This window comes from Elizabethkingia miricola (assembly GCF_001675285.1).
In the GTDB taxonomy this organism is placed as follows: Bacteria; Bacteroidota; Bacteroidia; order Flavobacteriales; family Weeksellaceae; genus Elizabethkingia; species Elizabethkingia miricola.
Window position 1 is genome coordinate 1 of the sequence record NZ_LSGQ01000025.1, and the last position, 20,457, is coordinate 20,457.

Here is a 20,457-nt window from a genome sequence, read left to right on the forward strand (position 1 = left end):
ATTGCACAAATTCACCCATTCACATATTATTACATTGCCCTCCAAATAGTCAATCTTAATGTTAATATTCATGTTAATCTATCATAATATTGCCCCGTCTTTTCTTTTTTAGCGGTAAATTAGGTGTTCACATAAAATCGCATCTTTATGAATACCCAAAAAGCTAAATCGGTACAGGAGTTATCTGTAAACGGTAAAAACTACCATTACAGTTCTTTGAAAAATCTTTCGGAAAAAGGAGTAGATCACCTTCCTTTCAGTATTCGTATTCTTCTGGAAAATGTCCTGAGAAATTACGATGGCTTCAGTATAACAGACGAACATGTTGATACCCTGCTACAATGGACACCTGCTCCGGTAGACAAAGATATACCGTTTAAGCCTGCCAGAATCTTGATGCAGGATTTCACGGGTGTTCCTGCTGTAGTTGATATGGCTTCTTTAAGAGCTGAATTTGTACGCCAGGGTAAGGATGGTCAAAAAATAAACCCTGCTATTCCTGTGGATCTGGTGATAGACCACTCGGTGCAGGTAGATTATTTCGGCACAGACTACTCTTACGATAAAAACGTTACTTTAGAATTTGACAGAAATAAAGAACGCTATGAGTTGTTGAAATGGGCGCAGAAAGGTCTGAATAACTTTACAGTTGTTCCGCCCGGCATGGGCATCTGCCACCAGGTAAATCTGGAATATCTGGCCAAAGGTGTTATAGACAGAGATGGCTGGTTATTCCCGGATACTTTGGTTGGGACCGATTCGCATACACCTATGGTAAACGGAATTGGCGTAATTGCCTGGGGCGTGGGCGGCATAGAAGCTGAAGCGGCTATGTTGGGACAACCTATATTCTTTACCTGTCCGGAAGTTGTCGGACTGAAGCTAACGGGAAAAATACCGCCTCATTGTACAGCTACTGATATGGTATTATCTATTACCCGCATATTAAGAGATAAAGGAGTTGTCGGAAAATTTGTAGAAGTCTTTGGAGACGGACTGGATAACCTTACCGTAACAGACCGTGCTACGATATCCAATATGTCACCGGAGTTTGGATGTACAGTAACCTACTTCCCTATTGATGACCGCACACTGGAATACATGCACGCCACCAACCGCTCACCAGAGCAGATTAAAATAGTAGAGGAATATTGTAAAGAAAACCTGCTGTGGAGAACCGGAAATGAGAACATTCTGTACTCTTCTGTAGTAGAACTGGATCTGAATACACTGGAACCTACAGTTTCCGGACCTAAGCGCCCACAGGATAAAATTCTGGTAAAAGACCTCAGCCATAAGTTCACGGAGATTCTGAAAGACGAACATCACCGGGACTATGAGCCTATTTCTAAAAGAACAGAATATGCATGGTTATCCGATGGCGGCTCGGGAACAGAATTTACTTTTGGTAAAGTCCCTATAGAAGGGCCAAGCCATTCCGAAGTTATTCAGGATACCCTGCATACAGTAAGAATAAAACAAAATAACTCTGAATTTGTACTAAGCGATGGCAGTATTGTGATTGCGGCTATTACCAGCTGTACCAATACCTCTAACCCTGCTGTAATGGTAGGGGCAGGATTGCTTGCCAGAAATGCCATAGAAAAAGGACTAAGAACCAAACCATGGGTAAAAACCTCTCTGGCACCGGGATCTAAGGTTGTAACCAAGTATCTGGAACGTTCAGGTCTGAACACAGATTTGGAAGCCCTTCGTTTTCATACCGTAGGTTATGGATGTACTTCCTGTATTGGGAACTCCGGACCACTACCTCCGGCTATTGCTACCGCTGTAGACAAGGGCGAATTAGTGGTGGCTTCTGTACTTTCCGGAAACCGTAACTTTGAAGCCAGGGTACACCCTCAGGTAAAAATGAACTTTTTGATGTCGCCAATGCTGGTCGTAGCTTATGCGCTAACCGGACATGTAGATATAGACCTGACAACAGAACCATTGCAATACGACCCGAATGGAGAACCTGTATATCTGAAAGATATCTGGCCTTCCCGTGAAGAAATTCAGAAAACAATAAATGAATGCCTGAAACAGGGCGACTTTGAGGAAGTATATGATGTAATCTTTGATGGCTCAGAAGACTGGCAGAATCTGGAAGTAAATCTGGATCAGAATTTTGAATGGGATCAAAACTCTACTTATATTAAAGAAGCACCTTTCTTTGAAAATATTAGTGCAGATCCGGATCCGGTAACCGATATAAAGGATGCCCGGGTATTATTATATTTGGGTGATTCGGTAACGACAGACCACATCTCGCCTGCCGGCTCATTTAAAGAAGATTCGGCAGCAGGTGCATATCTGAAAAACAATAATGTAAACAGAGAAGACTTCAACTCTTACGGATCCAGAAGAGGGAATCATGAAGTGATGATGCGCGGAACCTTTGCCAATGTAAGAATCAAAAATAAAATTGCCGATAAAGAAGGTGGCTTCAGCCGCTACTTCCCTACCAATGAAGTGAAAACAGTATTCGATACTGCAATGGCTTATGAAAAGGATCATACGCCGCTTATTATTCTCGCCGGGAAAGAATACGGATCGGGATCTTCCCGCGACTGGGCAGCAAAAGGAACATTCCTTTTAGGAGTACGCGCTGTAATCGCTGAGAGCTTCGAACGTATCCACAGAAGTAATCTGGTTGGTATGGGCGTTGCTCCACTTGTATTTACAGACGGGCAAAATGCAGAATCTCTGGGTCTGGATGGTACAGAAACCTATAGTATTTCTGGGCTTGCAGAAAACCTTACGCCTCATAAATTATTAGAGGTAAAAGCCGTGCATCCTTCCGGTAAAGAAACAAACTTTAAAGTAAAAGCCCGACTGGATTCTGCCATTGAAATTGAATACTACAGACATCAGGGTATTTTGCAGTATGTACTAAGGGAATATTTGAAGAATAACTAAATTAAAAGATTAAACTAAATTTTATAAAATGAAAGATTTCATGCTAAACAATGGCTTGTCTATACCTGAAATAGGATTCGGAACCTGGCAGATACCTGAGGGCGACGTGGCTAAAAATGCAGTACTGACTGCTCTTGAAGATGGTTACAGACATATAGACACAGCCAAAATTTATGAAAATGAAAAAAGCGTTGGCAATGCTATAAAAGCAAGTGGTATATCCCGTGAAGAAATATTCCTTACGACTAAAGTATGGAACAGCGACAGAGGCTATCACGAAACTATGGCCGCATTCGAAAAATCACTGGAACTTTTGCAGACAGATTATGTAGACCTGTATCTGATCCACTGGCCGGCTATTCCTTCACAATTCGACAACTGGAAAACACTGAATGCGGAAACATGGCGTGCTTTGGAAGATCTTTATACCTCCGGAAGAGCAAAGGCTATCGGTGTATGCAACTTCTTAGTACATCATCTGGAAGCCTTGAAAGAAACAGCCAAAATAAATCCAATGGTGAATCAGATTGAATACCATCCTGGCTATTTGCAAAGCGATGTGGTGAACTATTGTAAAAATAACGAAATATTGGTAGAAGCCTGGAGCCCTATTGGTTCCGGAAGGCTTTTGGACAATGATCTTCTTAAAGATATTGCAGCAAAATATCAGGTTAGTGTAGCACAGCTATGCCTGAAATTCTGCCTGCAAAATGCTGTTTTACCACTTCCAAAATCAGTAACACCAGCTAATATTAAGAGTAATCTGGATGTGGATCACTTTAGTATATCCGAGGAAGATATGAAAGCCATTGCTTCAATGGAAGAAAGTGGTTTCTCCGGCTTAAATCCGGACCACGTTCCTTTTTAATTAAAATACAATGAGCACTAATTTATCTGCTTATAGCTTATAATTTAGTGCTTATCATCCATATTCACCATTCACCATTCACCATTCACCATTCACCATTCACCATTCACCATTCATTTATTGATTATCTTTGCATAAAGTTTCCGGAGAGACATAAAACACAAATACATTATGGGCTTCTTAAAAGAATATTACGAACAAATCGTTGAGCTTCAGGAATCGGAATGGGATTTTATTGCTTCACATTTCGAACGTAAAGTCGTAACTAAAAATGAAGTTATCACCCGGCAGGGGGAAACAGAAAACTATCTGTCTTTTATAGAATCCGGTATTGTACGTTTTTATATTCCGGAAGAGGAAGAAGCTAATGAATTAACTTTCAATTTCAGTTTCGATAAAGAGCTTACGTGTGCTTACGATTCTTTTTTAACCCGCACACCTTCTCAGTATGAAGTACAAGCGTTAACGAAAACCGTTATCTGGCAAATCTCCTATCATAACCTTCAGCGTGTATACCACGAAACAAAAGTGGGAAATTATATTGGCCGTTTGGCTTCAGAGAAATTATTCCTGACAAAAAGTAAACGTGAACTTTCTTTATTAAAATATAATATAAAAGAAAGATATCTGAATCTTTTTAAAGAAGAACCTGATGTACTCAAATATATACCGCTAAAATATATTGCTTCTTATATTGGTACCACTCCACAAGGTTTAAGCAGAATCCGCCGTCAGATCGTTTAATTACTTATCATTTGTTCATTGCCTGTGAAACCAGGTCGTAAGAACTTTGTGAAAATTTTTACAATGATCTTACCTATTATAGCATACGGGCATAGTATCCTAAAGCAAAAATGCAACCCTGTAACCGAAAATCCTGATCTTAATCAGCTGATTAAAGATATGTGGGAAACCATGCAGAATGCTAATGGCTGCGGACTCGCAGCTCCACAAATCGGGCAGACAAAACAATTATTTATTGTAGACAGCATCTCCGTTTATCAACTCATGGATACTGAAGACCGTGAGCATTACTTCGAATCTGACGATCGAGGGATTAAGGAAACATTCATCAATGCCCGGATTACTGATTATTCAGATGAATTATGGGATGACTATGAAGGCTGTCTGAGTATTCCCGGACTTTCTCAAAAAGTAAGAAGACCATGGAGTATAAACATCGAATACTTAAACGCCGATTTACAATTACAACAGCGCAGCTTTAGCGGAGCTACAGCAAGGACTATACAGCATGAATACGATCATACCCAAGGTATTCTTTATCTGGATCATCTAAAACCTCTGACCAGAAAGCTGATGGAAACAAAGCTCCGAAAAATAAAAAACGGACAAACAGAAATCAATTACCCCGTAAAATATTTAAAATAATCCTCTATGTCTATCACCAACGAAAACGAACTTGCCGGAATGCAACAGGTGAGTGAAGCTGTTGCCTATACCCTGAAAAAGATGCAAGCCTATGCCCGGGTGGGTATGTCTACCAAAGAACTGGATGACTATGGCGCAAATATTTTGGAAAGCTTTGGTGCCAAATCGGCACCCCTTCTTACTTATAATTTCCCGGGATATACCTGTATTAGTGTAGACCAAGAATTTTGTCATGGTATTCCTTCAGAAAACAGAATTTTGCAGGAAGGAGATCTTATTAATATTGATGTATCCGCAGAGCTAAATGGTTATTGGGCAGATAATGGTGCTTCCTTTGTTATCGGTATTGACCTTCACCAGCATCAGAAACTTGTTGATGCTTCAAAGGATATACTGAATAAGGCTATTTCCCGCATAAAAGGTGGAGTAAAGATTTCTGATATTGGTTATCTGATGGAAACTGAGGCTAAGAAAAGAGGTTATAGGGTGATAAAAAATCTGGCCGGACACGGTGTTGGCAAAAGCCTGCATGAACAGCCGGATGAAATATTGAATTACCGAAACAAGAACGACCAAAGGAGGTTTAGAAAAAATACCGTAGTAGCTATTGAAACCTTTATTTCTACTACTTCTACTTATGCTGAGGAACAAAATGACGGCTGGACAATGACCGGAAATAAAGGAGGCTATATGGCGCAACATGAACATACAATCCTTATAACCGACACAAAACCTGTTGTACTAACCAGGAAGAACGGAATACCCTATTAAAAATCATTGCGGTTAATCGCTATAAAAAGACTAACTTCGTTAAGCTTTTCCCTTCTATAAGGGAAGCTACTAAATTTCGAACAAACCTAATTAACATTACATGGCATTTACACGCTGCAAGACTTTTTTCATGGTGGTAGCTCTGACTATCGCTTCTCCCCTGTTTTCACAAAACAATACAAAACCACTTGTATTCGGTAATAGTGAAGTTTTTCATTCCGATATACTGAAAGAAGACCGAAATATCAATATTTACCTGCCTGAAGAGTTTAACCCGGCTGATGCCACAAAATATCCGGTAATCTATATTCTGGATGGCGGCGTGGAAGAAGATTTTTTCCATATCGCAGGAATTGTACGTTATAATACACAACCATGGGTTGAGCGTTTTCCAAGGTCTATCGTTGTAGGTATAGAAAATACCAACAGAAGAAGAGACTTTACTTACGCAGTTCCCGATCTTAACTTCCTGGAGAAAGAAGGTTTTAAAAAGGAGAGCTTTCCGCAGTATGGTGGCTCTGAAAAATACATCAGCTTTTTAAAAAATGAACTTCAGCCTTATATTGAGAAAAAATACAAAGCCAACAATAACAGAACAATTATTGGTGAGTCTCTGGCCGGACTTATGTCAACCGAAATATTGCTGAAAGAACCGGAAATGTTTAATCAGTACATCATCATTAGTCCAAGTATGTGGTGGGGCGGTGAAAAATTATTAAAAGAAGCGGACAGTCTTTTGAAATCCAGATTGAAAACGATAAAGAATGTTTATATCGGCGCTCCAAACAAAGAGGAAGATGTAAGGATGTATAATGAAGCTGAGGCTCTTTATAAAATACTAAAATCTAATAAAAACATAAAAGTAAGCTTTGATTACATGCCGGATGAATTACACTCCACGGCAATACACCAAGGCGTATACAATGGTTTTAAAAAGCTTTATCCAAAGTCTGCTTATTCCAAATAACAGTGATTACAGCCTATTTTAACAGCTTCGGTATATTTAGCGCAGAAGAAATTGCTGCCACAGTTCAGCTCTTTGAATCCAGATTGCTGAATAAAGGTGATTTTTTTGTACGGGAACACGAGAAGAACAGTGAAGTTGCTTTTATACAATCCGGAATCTTCAGATCTTTTTATACCTCTGCTGATGGTAATGACACAACATATTGCTTCCGGTTTCCACAGGATATGCTGGCGGCCTATTCTTCTTTTATAACCGGTAATCCCAGCACTGAAAGTATGCAGGCCATTACTCCGGCAAAATTACTGGTTATACAGAAAAGTACGATAGACGAACTGGAAGCCCAAAATCCTAAATGGACAATGTTTCTGAAACTTATAGCTGAGCAACAATACCTGGAACTCGAAAACCGGGTATTTCAGCTTCAGAAAGAAACAGCTCTATATCGCTACACTTCCCTTCTGAACAGTCATCCAGAACTTATACGGGAAATCCCCTTACAATATCTCGCATCATATCTAGGCATCACCCAGCGCCACCTGAGCCGTATCAGAAAGCAGATTTCTTTTTAGACATTTGTCCTGTTATTGGGAACAGTGCTGTTCATAGCTTTGCACAAATCAATTTTATGAAACGCATCGCAATTATCAACGGACACCCCTATGCAGCATCTTTTAACGCAGGTTTGGTACAGGCCTATAAAGAAGGAGCATTGCAAACGGGAGCTGATATACAAGAAATAAACATTGCAGATCTTGAGTTTAATCCTAATCTGGAGAGTGGTTACAGCAAAAGAACTGAGTTGGAGCCTGATCTTTTAAAGGCATGGGAAATTATTCAATGGGCAGATCATTTGGTATGGATTCATCCGGTATGGTGGGGAGGTCTTCCTGCAATCACCAAAGGTTTTATCGATCGTTTATTTCTTCCGGGAATGGCTTATAAATACCGTGACAATTCTATTTTATGGGATAAGCTCCTGAAAGGTAAAACAGCCCGTATTATCACAACACTCGATCAGCCAGGCTGGTATTACAGACTTATGTATGGAAGGCCAAGCGTTAATCAGCTTCGGAAATCTACTTTGCAATTTTGTGGTGTCTCTCTGGTAAAAGTTACCTATATCGGAATTATCCGAAATTCTTCTGAAGCCAGTCGAAAGAAATGGCTGCAGCAAGTAAAAAGGATGGGGTTAGATTTGAAATAAAGCATATAAAAACCTGGACAAGACTTTGCCATTTTATTATGCTGTAAAATCAAGGCATTGTACTTTTGTTATTAAAACCAACATCTCTATACCCTTTGCTATGTATTGCACTCCAAGTTATAAAGATTGTTATATAACCCTGTCAAGGTTTAAAACCTTGACAGAGCTTTTATTTAATCTTGTATAAATTATGTTTATTATGTATTTAAAAATACATTCCGAATTGTACACAATTGATTTATTGTATATTATAACAGATGATTATATTTTTCCAAATATCACTAATAAAATAGTTGTATAGTTAAAATCTTTGCCGTATTATTGTATCACTATTTTTATAGTGATACAGCGAAACTAAATAACCATTATATGACAAAGTATTAGCAATTCAATTATTTCAACTGATAATACCTCCGCTATGGAGGTATTTTTTTTTAGAATAATGTCCCCTTTCATTTATTTCGATCGTCATGTATATGAATTCAAAATCTTTACCTAATGAAAAATATACTGCACATTATTTCAAGTGCAAGAGGTACAAAATCTCACAGCTATGGACTAAGTACTGCTATTCTGGAAAAATTAATAATTGCAAATCCTACTGCAGCTGTTATAGAGAGAAACCTTACACAGGAATTTCCACCCTATATTGATGAAGCATTGGCTCCTGAACTTTATAAGACCCCGGCAGACTATGATGAAACCTCTCATAAACTATTAGAATATTCTGACACTATCTTTAATGAGGTTAAGAATGCTGATATAATAGTAATAGGAACTCCTATGCATAATTTTAGTATTTCTGCACCACTTAAAGCATGGATTGATCTACTGGTAAGGGTTGGTATTAGCTATGGGTTTGATAATACAGGTGCACGGGTTGGATACCTGAAAGGAAAAAAAGTATATCTGGCAATCGCTTCTGGTGGTAAATCATCGACTACAGCAGAAGGAAATGATTATCTGGAGTCCTATATAAGGGCTGTTTTCGATGCTTACACAGGAATTACAGATATTTGTACATTTAGGGTTGAAGGAACAATCCAAAATGATTACAATAAAGACGACTACAAAAAGATCATAAAAAACCTATAAATAAAACAGGCATGAAAGAATTTGCATTAATTTTCAGACTTACAGATATCAACGATTTTCGCCCTTCTCCGGAACAAATGCAGGAACGCATGAACTGGCTCGCAGCTATTGTTGCTCAAAATAAACTGGCAGATAAAGGAAATACCCTTTTACCTGTACCGGGAAGTGCAAAAACAGTAAAGCCTGACAATGTTATAAGCGATGGTCCATATACGGAGATTAAAGAGTTTATAAGCGGATATATTGTTGTAAGAGCTGAAAATATAGAAGAGGCCGTTGAAATGGCTAAAGGAAACCCTATCTTTAAAATAGGCGGAAGCATAGAAGTACGTGAAGTTTTAGCACGCAATTAATTGTGAAACAACAATCGGTTAGAGATATACTTCCCCATCTATTCCGAGAGGAATATGCGAAAATGACGGCTGTATTATGCCGTCTTTTTGGCATTCAGCATATCGAAATTGCAGAAGATATTGCCAGTGATACATTTCTGAAAGCTTCAGAATACTGGGCTATTCACGGAGTACCCGAAAATCCTGGTGCATGGCTCTACACTGTTGCAAAAAATAAAGCCAAAGATTATTACAAACATACCAGTATTGCCGAAGAAAAGCTTCAGGAAGTTTTCAAAACTGTTCGTAATGAAATGGTGCAGGAAACAGAAATTTCTGAACAGTATATTACAGATAGCCAGCTGGCTATGATATTTGCTGTATGTGATCCGGCAATCCCCACTGAATCTCAGATATGTCTGGCATTGCAGATATTATGCGGTTTCAGTATTGCAGAAATTTCCGATGCCTTGCTCAGTAAACCAGAAACTATAAAAAAGAGACTCTTAAGAGCTCGGGAAAACCTAAGGAATACAAATTTTCAAATCGTTCTCTTAAGTGAAACCGAAATAAAATCCAGACTCAACACAGTTTTAAAAACCTTATATCTTTTATTCAGTGAAGGTTATTTTTCTAAAAGCAACCAAGACTACATACGAAAAGAGTTATGTTTGGAAGCCATAAGACTTACTTTGATCCTTACAGAATCTACTCTTACCAATACTGCAGAGGCCAATGCACTATTAGCCCTGATGTGCTTCCAAAGCTCCAGACTGGAAGCAAGAACGGACCAGCACGGAAAGATTATCCTTTTTGACCGACAGGACACAAATCTTTGGGATCAATCTCTTATTGATAAAGGAAATTACTATCTCGTAAAAGCATGCACAGGAAATGAAATATCTAAATACTATCTGGAAGCAGCCATTGCTTATTGGCATACTACAATAGGCAATGAAAAGAAATGGCAACACATATTAGAATTGTATAATCAGCTTATTTGTATTGAGGATTCACCCGTTACAGCACTCAACAGACTTTATGCTTTCTCAAGGGTTTATGGAAAAAAGAAAGCACTTGATGAAGTTCTGAAGTCTGATAAAACCGAAAGTACCTATTACTATGAATTATTAGGCTATCTATATTCTGACACTCAAATATCCAAAGCAATATATTATTATACTAAAGCTATAAAACTGGTAAAATCCGGAGCCGAAAAACAGCATATTCAGGAGGAAATTGAACGATTAAAGAATATTTCAGACTGAATATTCATAAAAAATAAAATAAAACAGCAAGGGTAAACCTATAGAAAACAAGGGGTTCCAAATATTAAACACTTATTTAGAAATGACCTTTACTATTTATATTATAAATACTTGCAAGAGTTTTTTTTTTAAACGTACTTTGTGACAAATCGCTCTCTTGACAAAGAGTCGTATTTTTATTTAGATTATATAGGGCTGCTATTTTAGATTATTAAGTTGGGTGCCATTCGCTCTATTTTCTTTTTATCGTTGTGTAGATGGCGTACAGCACTAATTTAATAATGTATGAATCCATCGGCACCAGCCCTTACCGGAATTCCGTTTTCCGAATTTTTAACTCATTTTAAAGATTCAATTTCCCAACTTTTCAAAACTGACTGTATAAATCAGCTAAGCTTATCCAGAGGTCTTCCTCCACATGTATGGAAAACCATTATGAACTTAAAACCTTTATCAGTTGCAATCCCTGAAGAATTTGGCGGAAGAGGAACAAAAGTAAAGGAATGTCTTGGAATTCTCTCAGCAGCATCTTATGAATCACTTCCACTTTCTTTAACATTTGGAATCAACATTGCGCTTTTCCTGGAGCCATTGGCTAAATACGGAAATGCACTGGCAAAAGCTGATATCTTTAAGCACTTTTTAGATTATGGTGCAATGGGTGGGCTTATGATTACAGAGCCTGATTATGGTAGTGATGCTCTGAACATGAAGACCCAAAATAAACTGGAAGGTGAAAAATACCATATAAAAGGGACTAAACACTGGCAAGGTCTTACAGGGATGGCTGATTACTGGTTGGTAACTTCCAGAAATATGAATGCAGAAGGAGCGCTTGCAAGAGATGTAGACTTCTTTATTGCCAACACACATGAGTGTGACCAGAATATAGATGTTGTTGAATATTATGACAATCCAGGATTGTATATGATTCCTTACGGGTTGAATAAAATTGATATAAAGGTACCACAGCAGAACAAACTAATCCCTGAATCTACAGGATTGAAAATGATGCTGGATATCTTACACAGAAGCAGACTTCAGTTCCCGGGAATGGGAATGGGCTTTTTGAAACGTATGATGGAGGAAGCATCCAAGCACTGTCAGGAAAGACAGGTTGGTGCGGGAAATCTTTTGTGTTTCGATCAGGTACAGTTTCAGCTTTCTAAAATGCAGTCTTTCTTTACACTTTGCTCGGCTATGTGTGCGAAAAGTGTAAAGATAAGCGGAATAGACCATGACGTATCAGGCAGCGGTATTCATGCAAATAGTATGAAAGCCCTGGTAACAGATATGATGCAGGAATCTGCACAACTATATGTACAGTTATCCGGAGCTAAAGGTTACCGTATGAGTCATATTGGCGGACGTGGTATTATGGACAGCCGTCCGTTCCAGATTTTTGAAGGTTCTAACGAAATGCTTTATACTCAGATTGCAGAAGGAATCTTAAAAGATATGAAGAAGAAGAAAACAGAAAATCTGGCTCAGTATTTAGGCATTAATGAAACAACTAAAAATGCTGCTACAATATACAGCAAAGATTTAGATATCAACGTTACAGCACCTATTTCTCAACGTAAAATGATAGATCTGGGTAAAATCGTTGCCCGTGTAATTATCGTAAATGATCTGTTAGAGCTTAATGATTCAGGATTCAGTCAGGAACTTACAGATAACTGTATACAAATGGTAAGACAGGAAATCAGAAATCTTATCGCTTCAATAGAGCACCATGAGAACATATCTGCTCTGGAAGACACCAGTAATAAAAGTGACTGGATGTTATTCTCTTAATACACTCGCTTATCTATTATAACAGCTTCTTCCCTATCTGGGGAAGAAGTTTTTTATTTATTGCATGTTTGTTGCATTAAAGTATTGAAATTAACTCATAAACAGCTAAATATAACGTTCATTTTAATTATCTTTAAAACAACAAAATATATTAATAATGAGAAAAAAAATTACAAAATCTATACTTCTTATTCTTCTTTGCATGTTTATTAGCTCATGTGCTACAACCAGTAAATTTTCTTCCGAATCTGTAAATATTGGAATGACTAAAGAAGAAGTTATTGCAAAATTTGGAAAGCCTTATAAATCTTCATTTGAACAGGATAAAGAGACCGGAGCAATTGAAGAGACTTTATTTTACAGAGAATTCCTTTATATTTCGGGAAACAGCAATATAACGAATATCTTAACTTTTAAAGCAGGAAAGCTTATATCTCTTAAGCAGGGACAGGAATCCGGCTCTTCTACTCAGACAACAATTATCAATACACCTCAGTCTACAATTGTCCAAACTCCAAATTGATAATATTTTTTATAAGTTTTATGCTATGATCTTTTCAATCAACTTTTTAAGCAGATAACTTTAACAGTATTAAATATATTTTTCGTATATTTGCAAAATCATATGACAATATGAACAGGGCTTTTGCCAATGCTATTTCTGTAATAGTTTAGAATATTTATATTTTTTTCTCAGTTTTCGCTTTTTTTCAGTTGCCGTATTTTTTTTAACCTATAATTCAATAATTATGAATATATTAGTTGGTAAACTGAATCCTCAGACAACCGAGCAACAATTGGAAAAACATTTTAATTCTTTTGGCTTTATAACTGCTGTAGACATCATTAAGGAATCTTATTCCGGTGATTCTCTAGGCTATGGATATGTGCTGATGCCCAATCCTGAAGAAGCAGAAGCAGCAATTAGAAAGCTGAACGGTACATCTCTGGATGGACATGCAATATTCGTGAGTAAAGCCTCACAAAACAGTAACAGATATAGATTATAACATAACCCAGATCATAACTAAATAAACTAAAACAATATATGGCAGATTCTTTCTCTAAAAAGGAAAACAACAAGAAAAAAGCACAAAAACAACAAGAAAAAGCAAAGAGACGCGAAGAGCGTAAATCGACTAATAACAAAGGTAAGAGTCTTGACGAGATGATGGCATATGTAGATGCCAATGGTCAGATCACTACGACTCCACCGGAAGACAATGCTCCACTGGAGATTAATCTGGATGACATACAGCTGGGTGCTGCTCCGATAGAAGCAGAAGAAGCAGTAAAAACAGGAATTATTACATTCCTTAGTGAAAAAGGCTATGGTTTCATCACAGAAGACAAAAGCAAAGAGAATATCTTCTTCCATATCAATAACTGCAAAGAGCCTGTGAAAAAAGGCAATAAAGTATCTTTTGAAAAAGAAAGAACAATGAAAGGATTTGCAGCGATTGATATCCAGATTGTTAAGTAATAAAAAATAAATTTTTAATCTTTAACGGTTTAAAAATTTATTTTCAATAAAGCTGTTCCATATCGGAGCAGCTTTATTATTTTTAGCAAAAACACATAAGCTCATCATTTTTTTACTGTATCTTTGTATGAAATTACGACTGCAGCATTCTTTTCAGTCATTCGGAAAGTATATTTAACCAAATATCTCCGGCTCATACAATATATTAATCTGTTAATTAATCTTATATTATAATGATGAGAGTCAAAAACTTTATCTATTTATTACTATTGGCTACAGGTTTGTTTCTGGTATCCTGTATACGGGATCAGGCACAAAATATGGAAGCGGATATAGAAACTGCAACAATAGCCAATTCTACAGAACTTTTACAGGTACAACCAGTTATCACCGATAATACCATTACTTTCAGATTAAGAGAGTATACTACTGACTTTAATTTTTCTCCGGAATTTACATTAACCCCCGGAGCCAGTATAAAACCTGCAAGCGGAACAAAACTGGATTTCAGTACTCCGCAGAAGTATACCGTGACTTCAGAAGACGGTGCATGGACAAAAGAATACACTGTATCATTTGTTATCGACAATTCAGAAAGACGTTATTACCCTTTTGAGAATGCAGAAGTTATAGATACTGACGGACCTGAAGGTCATTTTCATAAATTTTTCGATTACCAGGCAAATGGTCAGAAAAAATATGACTGGGCTACAGCTAATGAAGGCTACAATGTTTTAGCAGAAACTTTACTGGAAGAAGGTGAAGCACTGACTCCTGCTTTCTATCCTACAGCTCAGATACCCGACGGCTATGTTGGAAAAGGAGTGAAGATGCAAACGAAAAGCACCGGACCACTGGGCGGAATGTTTGGCTCGCCACTGGCAGCCGGGAATCTATTCCTTGGAACTTTTAAACTAACCGTTCCGGCTATTAAGTCTACCCTATTTGGTATTCCTTATAACTTTAAAACCGCACCAAAGGCTATTAAAGGTTATTTTAAATATAAGGCCGGAGACAATTTTGTGGTGAATAGTAAAACCGGAACCAAGCTTACAAAAGATACTTGGGATGCCTATGCTATTTTATTTGAAAAGTCGGATAAAAACAACTACCTAAGTGGAGATCACTCTTTTAAAGATCCGCGAATGGTAAGTGTAGCCCGAATAAAAGCGGATAAGAGAATTGAAACAGATAAATGGACTGCATTTGAAATTCCTTTTGAAAATGTAAACGGAAAAGCCTTTGATAAGAATAAAGAATACATGTATGCCATTGTATTTACATCCAGTTTAGAAGGTGACTTGTTTAACGGAGCTGTAGGAAGTGCTTTGTGGATCGATGAAGTAAATATCGTTACAGAGTAAAGAATCAAGGCTATTTAATTTCAATCAGAATTATCACATGAAAAAAATATTATTATCCATATTATTAACACTGGGAGCCGGAAGTATTATTTCCGCACAACAAACAGAGACCAGTACTTCTGTGTCAAAACCAAATTTCTTTAACACCGATATCGATTATCAGGTTCGTGCCAATTATAGTATTGGCGGAAGCGCCCCTATGGGGATGCCCCGTGAAATACGTAAAATAGAAAGCTATAATCCTACATTGGCATTAGGCCTTGAAGCCAATGCTACAAAATGGGTTTCTGAAGACCGTAAATGGGGTATTCGTGTAGGAGTTCGTGTAGAAGGTAAGGGAATGAAAACCAAAGCAGAAGTAAAAAATTATCTCACAGAAATAAAACAGGACAATTCCAAAGTACGTGGCTATTACACTGGTAAAGTGCAGACTACAGTAAAAAATTCTTACATTACAGTACCTGTTTCTGCTGTATACCGCTTGTCAGACAAATGGAATCTCTATGGTGGACTTTATTTCTCTGGGTTAATTGATAAAAACTTCGACGGTTATGTATCCGATGGTTACCTGCGTCAGAATACACCTACCGGACCAAAGATTACATTTTCCGAAGGAAGCACTGCTACCTATGATTTCTCTAATGAAGTACGTAAATTCCAATGGGGATTACAACTGGGTGCAGAATGGTCCATGAACAAACATTTTGTATTATTCCCCGAATTCACTTATGGAATAAATGGACTTCTGAATAAAGATTTTGATGCTATCTCATTTAGTATGCATAATGTATATCTGAATATGGGCTTTGGCTACAAATTCTAAAACATAAATTATACAATATTAAAAGCTCTCTTGTGAGGGCTTTTTTTATATCATATTTCTTCATTGAGACACAACACTCAGATATTATATTTTTATCAAAATCACAAATACACAACTTAAATAATTAAAAATAACAACATATATAAACAATAAATTATCAACTTATTACACAAAAAGCCTATTGTTTATAATAAAATAATTTTAGATATTTGAAACCAAACTAATAATTCATTTAACAAACTGAAATACTGATGAGTAACACTGCTTTTTCTGATTCTAAAAAACATTACGAAATACTGGACGGCCTGCGCGGAATAGCTGCTATAATGGTGGTTATGCTTCACATTCTGGAAATATTTTCCGGCGGTGATCATACGAAACTGATGATAAACCACGGATACCTTGCAGTAGACTTTTTCTTTCTTTTATTCGGCTTTGTAATCGCTCATGCCTATGACGACCGCTGGAACAAAATGACAATTGGGCAATTTTTTAAAAGACGGCTTATCCGGCTTCATCCTTTAATTATTGCAGGGATGACGCTTGGCGGAATATTTTTTTATTTCAGTGAATCTTCTGTGCTCTTCCCTGTTGTAGGAGAAACTCCGGTATGGAAATTAATTTTGGTCATGCTTATTGGCTATACGCTTATACCTGTTCCATTATCTTTGGATATCCATGGTTGGGGCGAGATGCATCCGCTTAACGGGCCTGCCTGGTCTTTATTTTACGAATATGTAGGCAATATTCTATACGCCCAGTTTTTAAGAAAAACCTCAACAACAGTATTAAGTATATTGGTAATCCTATCTGGTGCATTTCTGGCTTATTACACTATAAGCAGCCCGCAGGGTGATATTATCGGAGGATGGTCGCTTACCGGTGAGCAGCTGACAATAGGATTCACAAGACTGCTCTACCCTTTTCTGGCAGGTTTACTACTGCACCGCATATTCAAGCCAATGTCTCTGAAAAATGGATTTTTATTATGCAGTATTCTATTGATTGTTGTTTTGGCAATGCCAAGAATTGGAGGAAAAGAACACCTATGGATGAACGGAACTTATGAATCCATTGTTATTATATTTATATTTCCGCTAATTTTATTTCTGGGTGCCAGTGGTAATATTCAGGGGAAAGTAGCAACTAAAGTATGCAACTTTCTTGGAGATATTTCTTACCCCCTTTACATTACCCATTTCCCTGTTCTTTACGTTTATTATGCATGGGTTATAAATAACAAAGTAACTCTGGATCAGGCCTGGCCAGTAGGTGTAGGTATTTTAATCTCAAGTATTGTAGTTGCCTGGATATTACTTAAGTATTACGACATACCAGTAAGGAAATGGCTTACCCAAAAGTATATGAATCCTAAACATTAATATAATACAGCTAAAAGGTTCTCTTTTAGCTGTATTTTTTAGATTAACCTTAGAAATATTATTTATATTTAAAAAGTATTCCGTTAATATGAAAAAGATTCTATTTATTCTGTTTACTCTTATGTTCTTATTATCCTGCAATAACAAAGTCAAGGAGAATATACAAGAAGAACCTGTTCCAATATTAATCGCGGTTGGCTACTATCCGACATTTCATCAATCTATAGAAACAATTATTGATTTAAAAGACAAATATATTTTATTCTATTCATCAAATTCTTTTCTTTCGGAACCCCCACCTCCTCCCGCTAAAAATAAGGAACACTACCAAGAGGAAAAAAATAAATATCAGCAATATTTGGCAATGCATCCAAAGCCAATTCCATTCAAAACATCAATTGAAGAAAAAGACATACAAAAGATTAAAGAAATTCTTAATAGCTTTCAGAAAGAAGATTTTGATGATAAGGATACGCCTACAATTGATGGAATGTTTATTAATATTGTTATAGCTTATTCCAATGATAAAATAAAGCAGATAAGGCCATTGAATAATCCTACTTTAAAACAAGAAGAACTTTATAAAAAGATACTCAATTTACTCATGTTGAAAAATACTGATGAAAATAATTCCATTATTATAAAAAACCTTATTCGATAAAAACAGAAATACCAATCCCAATAATGAAAAAAAAATTATTCTTTCTCTTTCTGTCTATTATTGTTTTTGGACAAAATACACTCTCAAAAATAGATAGTATTAAAACTGAAAAAGATGCTGAAACATTTATCCGTTCTTTTGGAGAAAACTACCAGAAATTTAAAATTAGGAAAGTAGCTGACTATAAAGCAACATATGAAACACCTGATTTTTGTAAAAAAACAGCTGATTTATTAAAAATTAACAAAGCTTTTTACAAAGCTGACTTTGATCATAATGGGCTTACAGATATTATGATTATTGGTACATATTATGATAGTTTTTATATTTTCATTGTAATGAGCAACGGAGAAAATAATTTTGAACTAAAGTATCTAACCACAAAATATGAGGAAACATGCTTGTTCCCTAAAATTATAGATAATAATATAATTCGCTATTATTACAAATGGTACCCAGATCGTTTGACCGGTGGGAAATCTAAGCTAAAATATAAGGACTTAGTATTTAAGTATAATGATTTTATAGAATACAATAAAGATCCCCAATTATACAATATTGAAAAAATAGAATATAGCACAACATCTTGTTACGGATCATGCCCAGTATTTAGTATCACTATTGACAATAACAGATATAGTGTACTTAATGCAAAACAATCCAATCGAAATCCTAATGAATCAACAGAACTTTTGGGAGAATATAAAACTGAAATAGATAACAAATCTTATTCAGATATTATTAATTTACTCAATTATATTGACTTTCAAAATCTTAATGATGAATATGCTGTTAGTTGGACTGATGATCAGACAAGCTACATTACAATCACTTACAACCAAGGCAAAACAAAGACTATAAGAGACTATGGTTTAATAGGTACTCATGGTTTGGATAAACTTTATGATCTACTCTTTAAATTAAGATTTAATCAAAAATGGATTGCTATTCCACCTAAAAATTCAATCACAGATCCTTTAAAAAAAGACCTTAACATACAAAAGATTATCAGATAGTTAAAAATTAAAAAAGAAATTAGAATAGTAAAAAAACTTCCAATGAGAACTCCCGACAGAATAAAAATTGTACTCGAATAAATAGAACAGCTATGGATGTCAAATCCTGATTTACGGTTTGGTCAACTTGTTATGGTTATTGCCCAAACAGGTGAACATAATCCTAAACTATTTCATATGGAAGAAGATGAACTTTTAGAGAAAATCAAAGTCCTACAAGATTTGCTAAAAAAAATTGGAAGGATAAATACGGTATTCAAAAAAAAACTTTTATGAAGAAGCAATACTAATCTCTTTTCTTATTTTATTCGTCAGCATAGGCATTTTTAGCCAGATTGGTAATATTTTTAGAATCAGCCAACTGATATGATTAACCATAATAACAGTATCCCGCTTTTTGAGCCTGCGGATACAATATCGGGCAACCCGTTGAGGGTCCAGACAGGTTATTCTTGCCCAAAATCCCTGTTCTTCAATTCTGCGGCTTACTTCAGCATTTGTTTTCATAGGTCCGGGATTTACAACACTTACAAAGACATTGGTATCTTTTAGTTCCTGATACAACCCCCGGGAAAAGGAATGAATAAAAGCTTTTGATGCCGGATATACAGTTTTATATCCTATTGGAGAAAAAGCAGCAAGACTGGAAACATTGAGCACATAGGCCTTGGAACTTTTCTGTAAATTAGGCAATAACTGATGTGTTAACAATGAAGTTGCCAATACATTAAGCTGAATAATCTTTTCAATATAACTTCCGGAGACATCACTAAATTTTTTAGAACCGCCGATCCCCGCATTATTAATAAGCATATGAATACTAAAATTGGAATTAATCCATTTTGTAAGATCCAATACATTTTCTTTTATACTCAGATCTGTTTCATAGCAGCTTGTTTTCACTAAATATTCTGTCTGCAGCTCTTCTGCAAATGATTCCAATCCTTGCCCTGGTAAACTTACAAGAATAAGATTATTATTTTCTTTAGCCAGCTCTTCAGCGAAGGCTCTGCCCAATCCTTGGCTGGCTCCTGTAATTACTGCATATGAATCTTTCATACCCCAATTTTATGGTACAAAAGTAGAGTGCATCATCAACGTATATGCTCAGTTTT

Annotated in this window: 22 protein-coding genes; 21 read left to right on the plus strand and 1 reads right to left on the minus strand. The window is 36.4% G+C overall.

What is annotated here, in order from left to right:
• The first annotated feature begins 147 nt into the window (after positions 1 to 147).
• The 21 genes from acnA (at position 148) to ATE49_RS11280 (ending at position 19,618) form a co-directional block, all read left to right on the plus strand.
• Positions 148 to 2,922 (plus strand): aconitate hydratase AcnA, encoded by a 2,775-nt coding sequence (gene acnA / locus ATE49_RS11180; protein ID WP_065082248.1) that lies wholly within the window; start codon positions 148 to 150, stop codon positions 2,920 to 2,922.
• A 28-nt stretch (positions 2,923 to 2,950) separates the two neighbouring features.
• Positions 2,951 to 3,790, plus strand: coding sequence for an aldo/keto reductase (locus tag ATE49_RS11185; protein WP_065082249.1), 840 nt, complete (start codon positions 2,951 to 2,953; stop codon positions 3,788 to 3,790).
• Between the two features lie 171 nt (positions 3,791 to 3,961).
• Positions 3,962 to 4,534 (plus strand): Crp/Fnr family transcriptional regulator, encoded by a 573-nt coding sequence (locus tag ATE49_RS11190; RefSeq protein ID WP_059155573.1) that lies wholly within the window; start codon positions 3,962 to 3,964, stop codon positions 4,532 to 4,534.
• A gap of 63 nt (positions 4,535 to 4,597) precedes the next feature.
• Positions 4,598 to 5,179 (plus strand): peptide deformylase, encoded by a 582-nt coding sequence (gene def / locus ATE49_RS11195; RefSeq protein ID WP_065082250.1) that lies wholly within the window; start codon positions 4,598 to 4,600, stop codon positions 5,177 to 5,179.
• Between the two features lie 6 nt (positions 5,180 to 5,185).
• Positions 5,186 to 5,950, plus strand: a complete 765-nt coding sequence (map, locus tag ATE49_RS11200) for a type I methionyl aminopeptidase (RefSeq protein ID WP_065082251.1) — start codon at positions 5,186 to 5,188, stop codon at positions 5,948 to 5,950.
• Positions 5,951 to 6,050: 100 nt separating this feature from the next.
• Positions 6,051 to 6,917: an alpha/beta hydrolase gene (locus tag ATE49_RS11205; RefSeq protein ID WP_081278464.1), complete on the plus strand. Its 867-nt coding sequence runs from the start codon at positions 6,051 to 6,053 to the stop codon at positions 6,915 to 6,917.
• Between the two features lie 2 nt (positions 6,918 to 6,919).
• On the plus strand, positions 6,920 to 7,486 hold the full coding sequence (locus ATE49_RS11210) for a Crp/Fnr family transcriptional regulator (protein WP_065082253.1): 567 nt from the start codon (positions 6,920 to 6,922) through the stop codon (positions 7,484 to 7,486).
• 56 nt (positions 7,487 to 7,542) lie between these two features.
• Positions 7,543 to 8,121 (plus strand): NAD(P)H-dependent oxidoreductase, encoded by a 579-nt coding sequence (locus ATE49_RS11215; RefSeq protein WP_065082254.1) that lies wholly within the window; start codon positions 7,543 to 7,545, stop codon positions 8,119 to 8,121.
• Positions 8,122 to 8,619: 498 nt separating this feature from the next.
• Positions 8,620 to 9,216, plus strand: a complete 597-nt coding sequence (locus ATE49_RS11220; protein WP_065082255.1) for an FMN-dependent NADH-azoreductase — start codon at positions 8,620 to 8,622, stop codon at positions 9,214 to 9,216.
• Between the two features lie 11 nt (positions 9,217 to 9,227).
• Entirely contained in the window at positions 9,228 to 9,569 is a 342-nt protein-coding gene (locus tag ATE49_RS11225; RefSeq protein ID WP_065082256.1) for a YciI family protein, read from the plus strand.
• Between the two features lie 2 nt (positions 9,570 to 9,571).
• Positions 9,572 to 10,816, plus strand: coding sequence for an RNA polymerase sigma factor (locus ATE49_RS11230; protein ID WP_260256179.1), 1,245 nt, complete (start codon positions 9,572 to 9,574; stop codon positions 10,814 to 10,816).
• Positions 10,817 to 11,101: 285 nt separating this feature from the next.
• A complete protein-coding gene (locus tag ATE49_RS11235) occupies positions 11,102 to 12,613 on the plus strand; it encodes an acyl-CoA dehydrogenase family protein (RefSeq protein ID WP_065082258.1) in 1,512 nt (503 codons plus the stop codon).
• A 157-nt stretch (positions 12,614 to 12,770) separates the two neighbouring features.
• Positions 12,771 to 13,136, plus strand: coding sequence for a DUF2845 domain-containing protein (locus ATE49_RS11240; protein ID WP_059344289.1), 366 nt, complete (start codon positions 12,771 to 12,773; stop codon positions 13,134 to 13,136).
• 226 nt (positions 13,137 to 13,362) lie between these two features.
• Positions 13,363 to 13,623, plus strand: a complete 261-nt coding sequence (locus tag ATE49_RS11245) for an RNA recognition motif domain-containing protein (RefSeq protein ID WP_059155565.1) — start codon at positions 13,363 to 13,365, stop codon at positions 13,621 to 13,623.
• A gap of 38 nt (positions 13,624 to 13,661) precedes the next feature.
• The gene (locus ATE49_RS11250; RefSeq protein ID WP_021346737.1) at positions 13,662 to 14,096 is read left to right on the plus strand and encodes a cold shock domain-containing protein; all 435 of its coding nucleotides are present in this window, start codon (positions 13,662 to 13,664) and stop codon (positions 14,094 to 14,096) included.
• A 236-nt stretch (positions 14,097 to 14,332) separates the two neighbouring features.
• Positions 14,333 to 15,460: a PCMD domain-containing protein gene (locus tag ATE49_RS11255; RefSeq protein WP_065082259.1), complete on the plus strand. Its 1,128-nt coding sequence runs from the start codon at positions 14,333 to 14,335 to the stop codon at positions 15,458 to 15,460.
• A gap of 37 nt (positions 15,461 to 15,497) precedes the next feature.
• On the plus strand, positions 15,498 to 16,283 hold the full coding sequence (locus ATE49_RS11260) for a porin family protein (RefSeq protein WP_059155563.1): 786 nt from the start codon (positions 15,498 to 15,500) through the stop codon (positions 16,281 to 16,283).
• A gap of 251 nt (positions 16,284 to 16,534) precedes the next feature.
• The gene (locus tag ATE49_RS11265) at positions 16,535 to 17,665 is read left to right on the plus strand and encodes an acyltransferase family protein (protein WP_065082260.1); all 1,131 of its coding nucleotides are present in this window, start codon (positions 16,535 to 16,537) and stop codon (positions 17,663 to 17,665) included.
• Between the two features lie 88 nt (positions 17,666 to 17,753).
• Positions 17,754 to 18,326, plus strand: coding sequence for a hypothetical protein (locus tag ATE49_RS11270; RefSeq protein ID WP_065082261.1), 573 nt, complete (start codon positions 17,754 to 17,756; stop codon positions 18,324 to 18,326).
• 23 nt (positions 18,327 to 18,349) lie between these two features.
• Positions 18,350 to 19,342: a DUF6438 domain-containing protein gene (locus tag ATE49_RS11275; protein ID WP_065082262.1), complete on the plus strand. Its 993-nt coding sequence runs from the start codon at positions 18,350 to 18,352 to the stop codon at positions 19,340 to 19,342.
• Between the two features lie 96 nt (positions 19,343 to 19,438).
• Entirely contained in the window at positions 19,439 to 19,618 is a 180-nt protein-coding gene (locus ATE49_RS11280; RefSeq protein ID WP_065082263.1) for a hypothetical protein, read from the plus strand.
• Here the strand turns inward: ATE49_RS11280 and ATE49_RS11285 are convergent.
• Positions 19,613 to 20,401 carry an SDR family NAD(P)-dependent oxidoreductase gene (locus ATE49_RS11285; protein WP_065082264.1) on the minus strand — a complete coding sequence of 263 codons (789 nt, stop codon included), beginning with the start codon at positions 20,399 to 20,401 and terminating at the stop codon, positions 19,613 to 19,615. The genes ATE49_RS11280 and ATE49_RS11285 overlap by 6 nt on opposite strands.
• Between the last annotated feature and the right edge of the window lie 56 nt (positions 20,402 to 20,457).

Coding starts and splice junctions, on each gene's coding strand:
- acnA (WP_065082248.1), top strand. CDS start 148: ATGAATACCCAAAAAGCTAAATCGGTACAGGAGTTATCTGTAAACGGT.
- ATE49_RS11220 (WP_065082255.1), top strand. CDS start 8,620: ATGAAAAATATACTGCACATTATTTCAAGTGCAAGAGGTACAAAATCT.
- map (WP_065082251.1), top strand. CDS start 5,186: ATGTCTATCACCAACGAAAACGAACTTGCCGGAATGCAACAGGTGAGT.
- ATE49_RS11270 (WP_065082261.1), top strand. CDS start 17,754: ATGAAAAAGATTCTATTTATTCTGTTTACTCTTATGTTCTTATTATCC.
- ATE49_RS11280 (WP_065082263.1), top strand. CDS start 19,439: ATGTCAAATCCTGATTTACGGTTTGGTCAACTTGTTATGGTTATTGCC.
- ATE49_RS11275 (WP_065082262.1), top strand. CDS start 18,350: ATGAAAAAAAAATTATTCTTTCTCTTTCTGTCTATTATTGTTTTTGGA.
- ATE49_RS11185 (WP_065082249.1), top strand. CDS start 2,951: ATGAAAGATTTCATGCTAAACAATGGCTTGTCTATACCTGAAATAGGA.
- ATE49_RS11225 (WP_065082256.1), top strand. CDS start 9,228: ATGAAAGAATTTGCATTAATTTTCAGACTTACAGATATCAACGATTTT.
- ATE49_RS11245 (WP_059155565.1), top strand. CDS start 13,363: ATGAATATATTAGTTGGTAAACTGAATCCTCAGACAACCGAGCAACAA.
- ATE49_RS11235 (WP_065082258.1), top strand. CDS start 11,102: ATGAATCCATCGGCACCAGCCCTTACCGGAATTCCGTTTTCCGAATTT.
- ATE49_RS11215 (WP_065082254.1), top strand. CDS start 7,543: ATGAAACGCATCGCAATTATCAACGGACACCCCTATGCAGCATCTTTT.
- ATE49_RS11265 (WP_065082260.1), top strand. CDS start 16,535: ATGAGTAACACTGCTTTTTCTGATTCTAAAAAACATTACGAAATACTG.
- ATE49_RS11205 (WP_081278464.1), top strand. CDS start 6,051: ATGGCATTTACACGCTGCAAGACTTTTTTCATGGTGGTAGCTCTGACT.
- ATE49_RS11285 (WP_065082264.1), bottom strand. CDS start 20,401: ATGAAAGATTCATATGCAGTAATTACAGGAGCCAGCCAAGGATTGGGC.
- ATE49_RS11260 (WP_059155563.1), top strand. CDS start 15,498: ATGAAAAAAATATTATTATCCATATTATTAACACTGGGAGCCGGAAGT.
- def (WP_065082250.1), top strand. CDS start 4,598: ATGATCTTACCTATTATAGCATACGGGCATAGTATCCTAAAGCAAAAA.
- ATE49_RS11190 (WP_059155573.1), top strand. CDS start 3,962: ATGGGCTTCTTAAAAGAATATTACGAACAAATCGTTGAGCTTCAGGAA.
- ATE49_RS11250 (WP_021346737.1), top strand. CDS start 13,662: ATGGCAGATTCTTTCTCTAAAAAGGAAAACAACAAGAAAAAAGCACAA.
- ATE49_RS11255 (WP_065082259.1), top strand. CDS start 14,333: ATGAGAGTCAAAAACTTTATCTATTTATTACTATTGGCTACAGGTTTG.
- ATE49_RS11240 (WP_059344289.1), top strand. CDS start 12,771: ATGAGAAAAAAAATTACAAAATCTATACTTCTTATTCTTCTTTGCATG.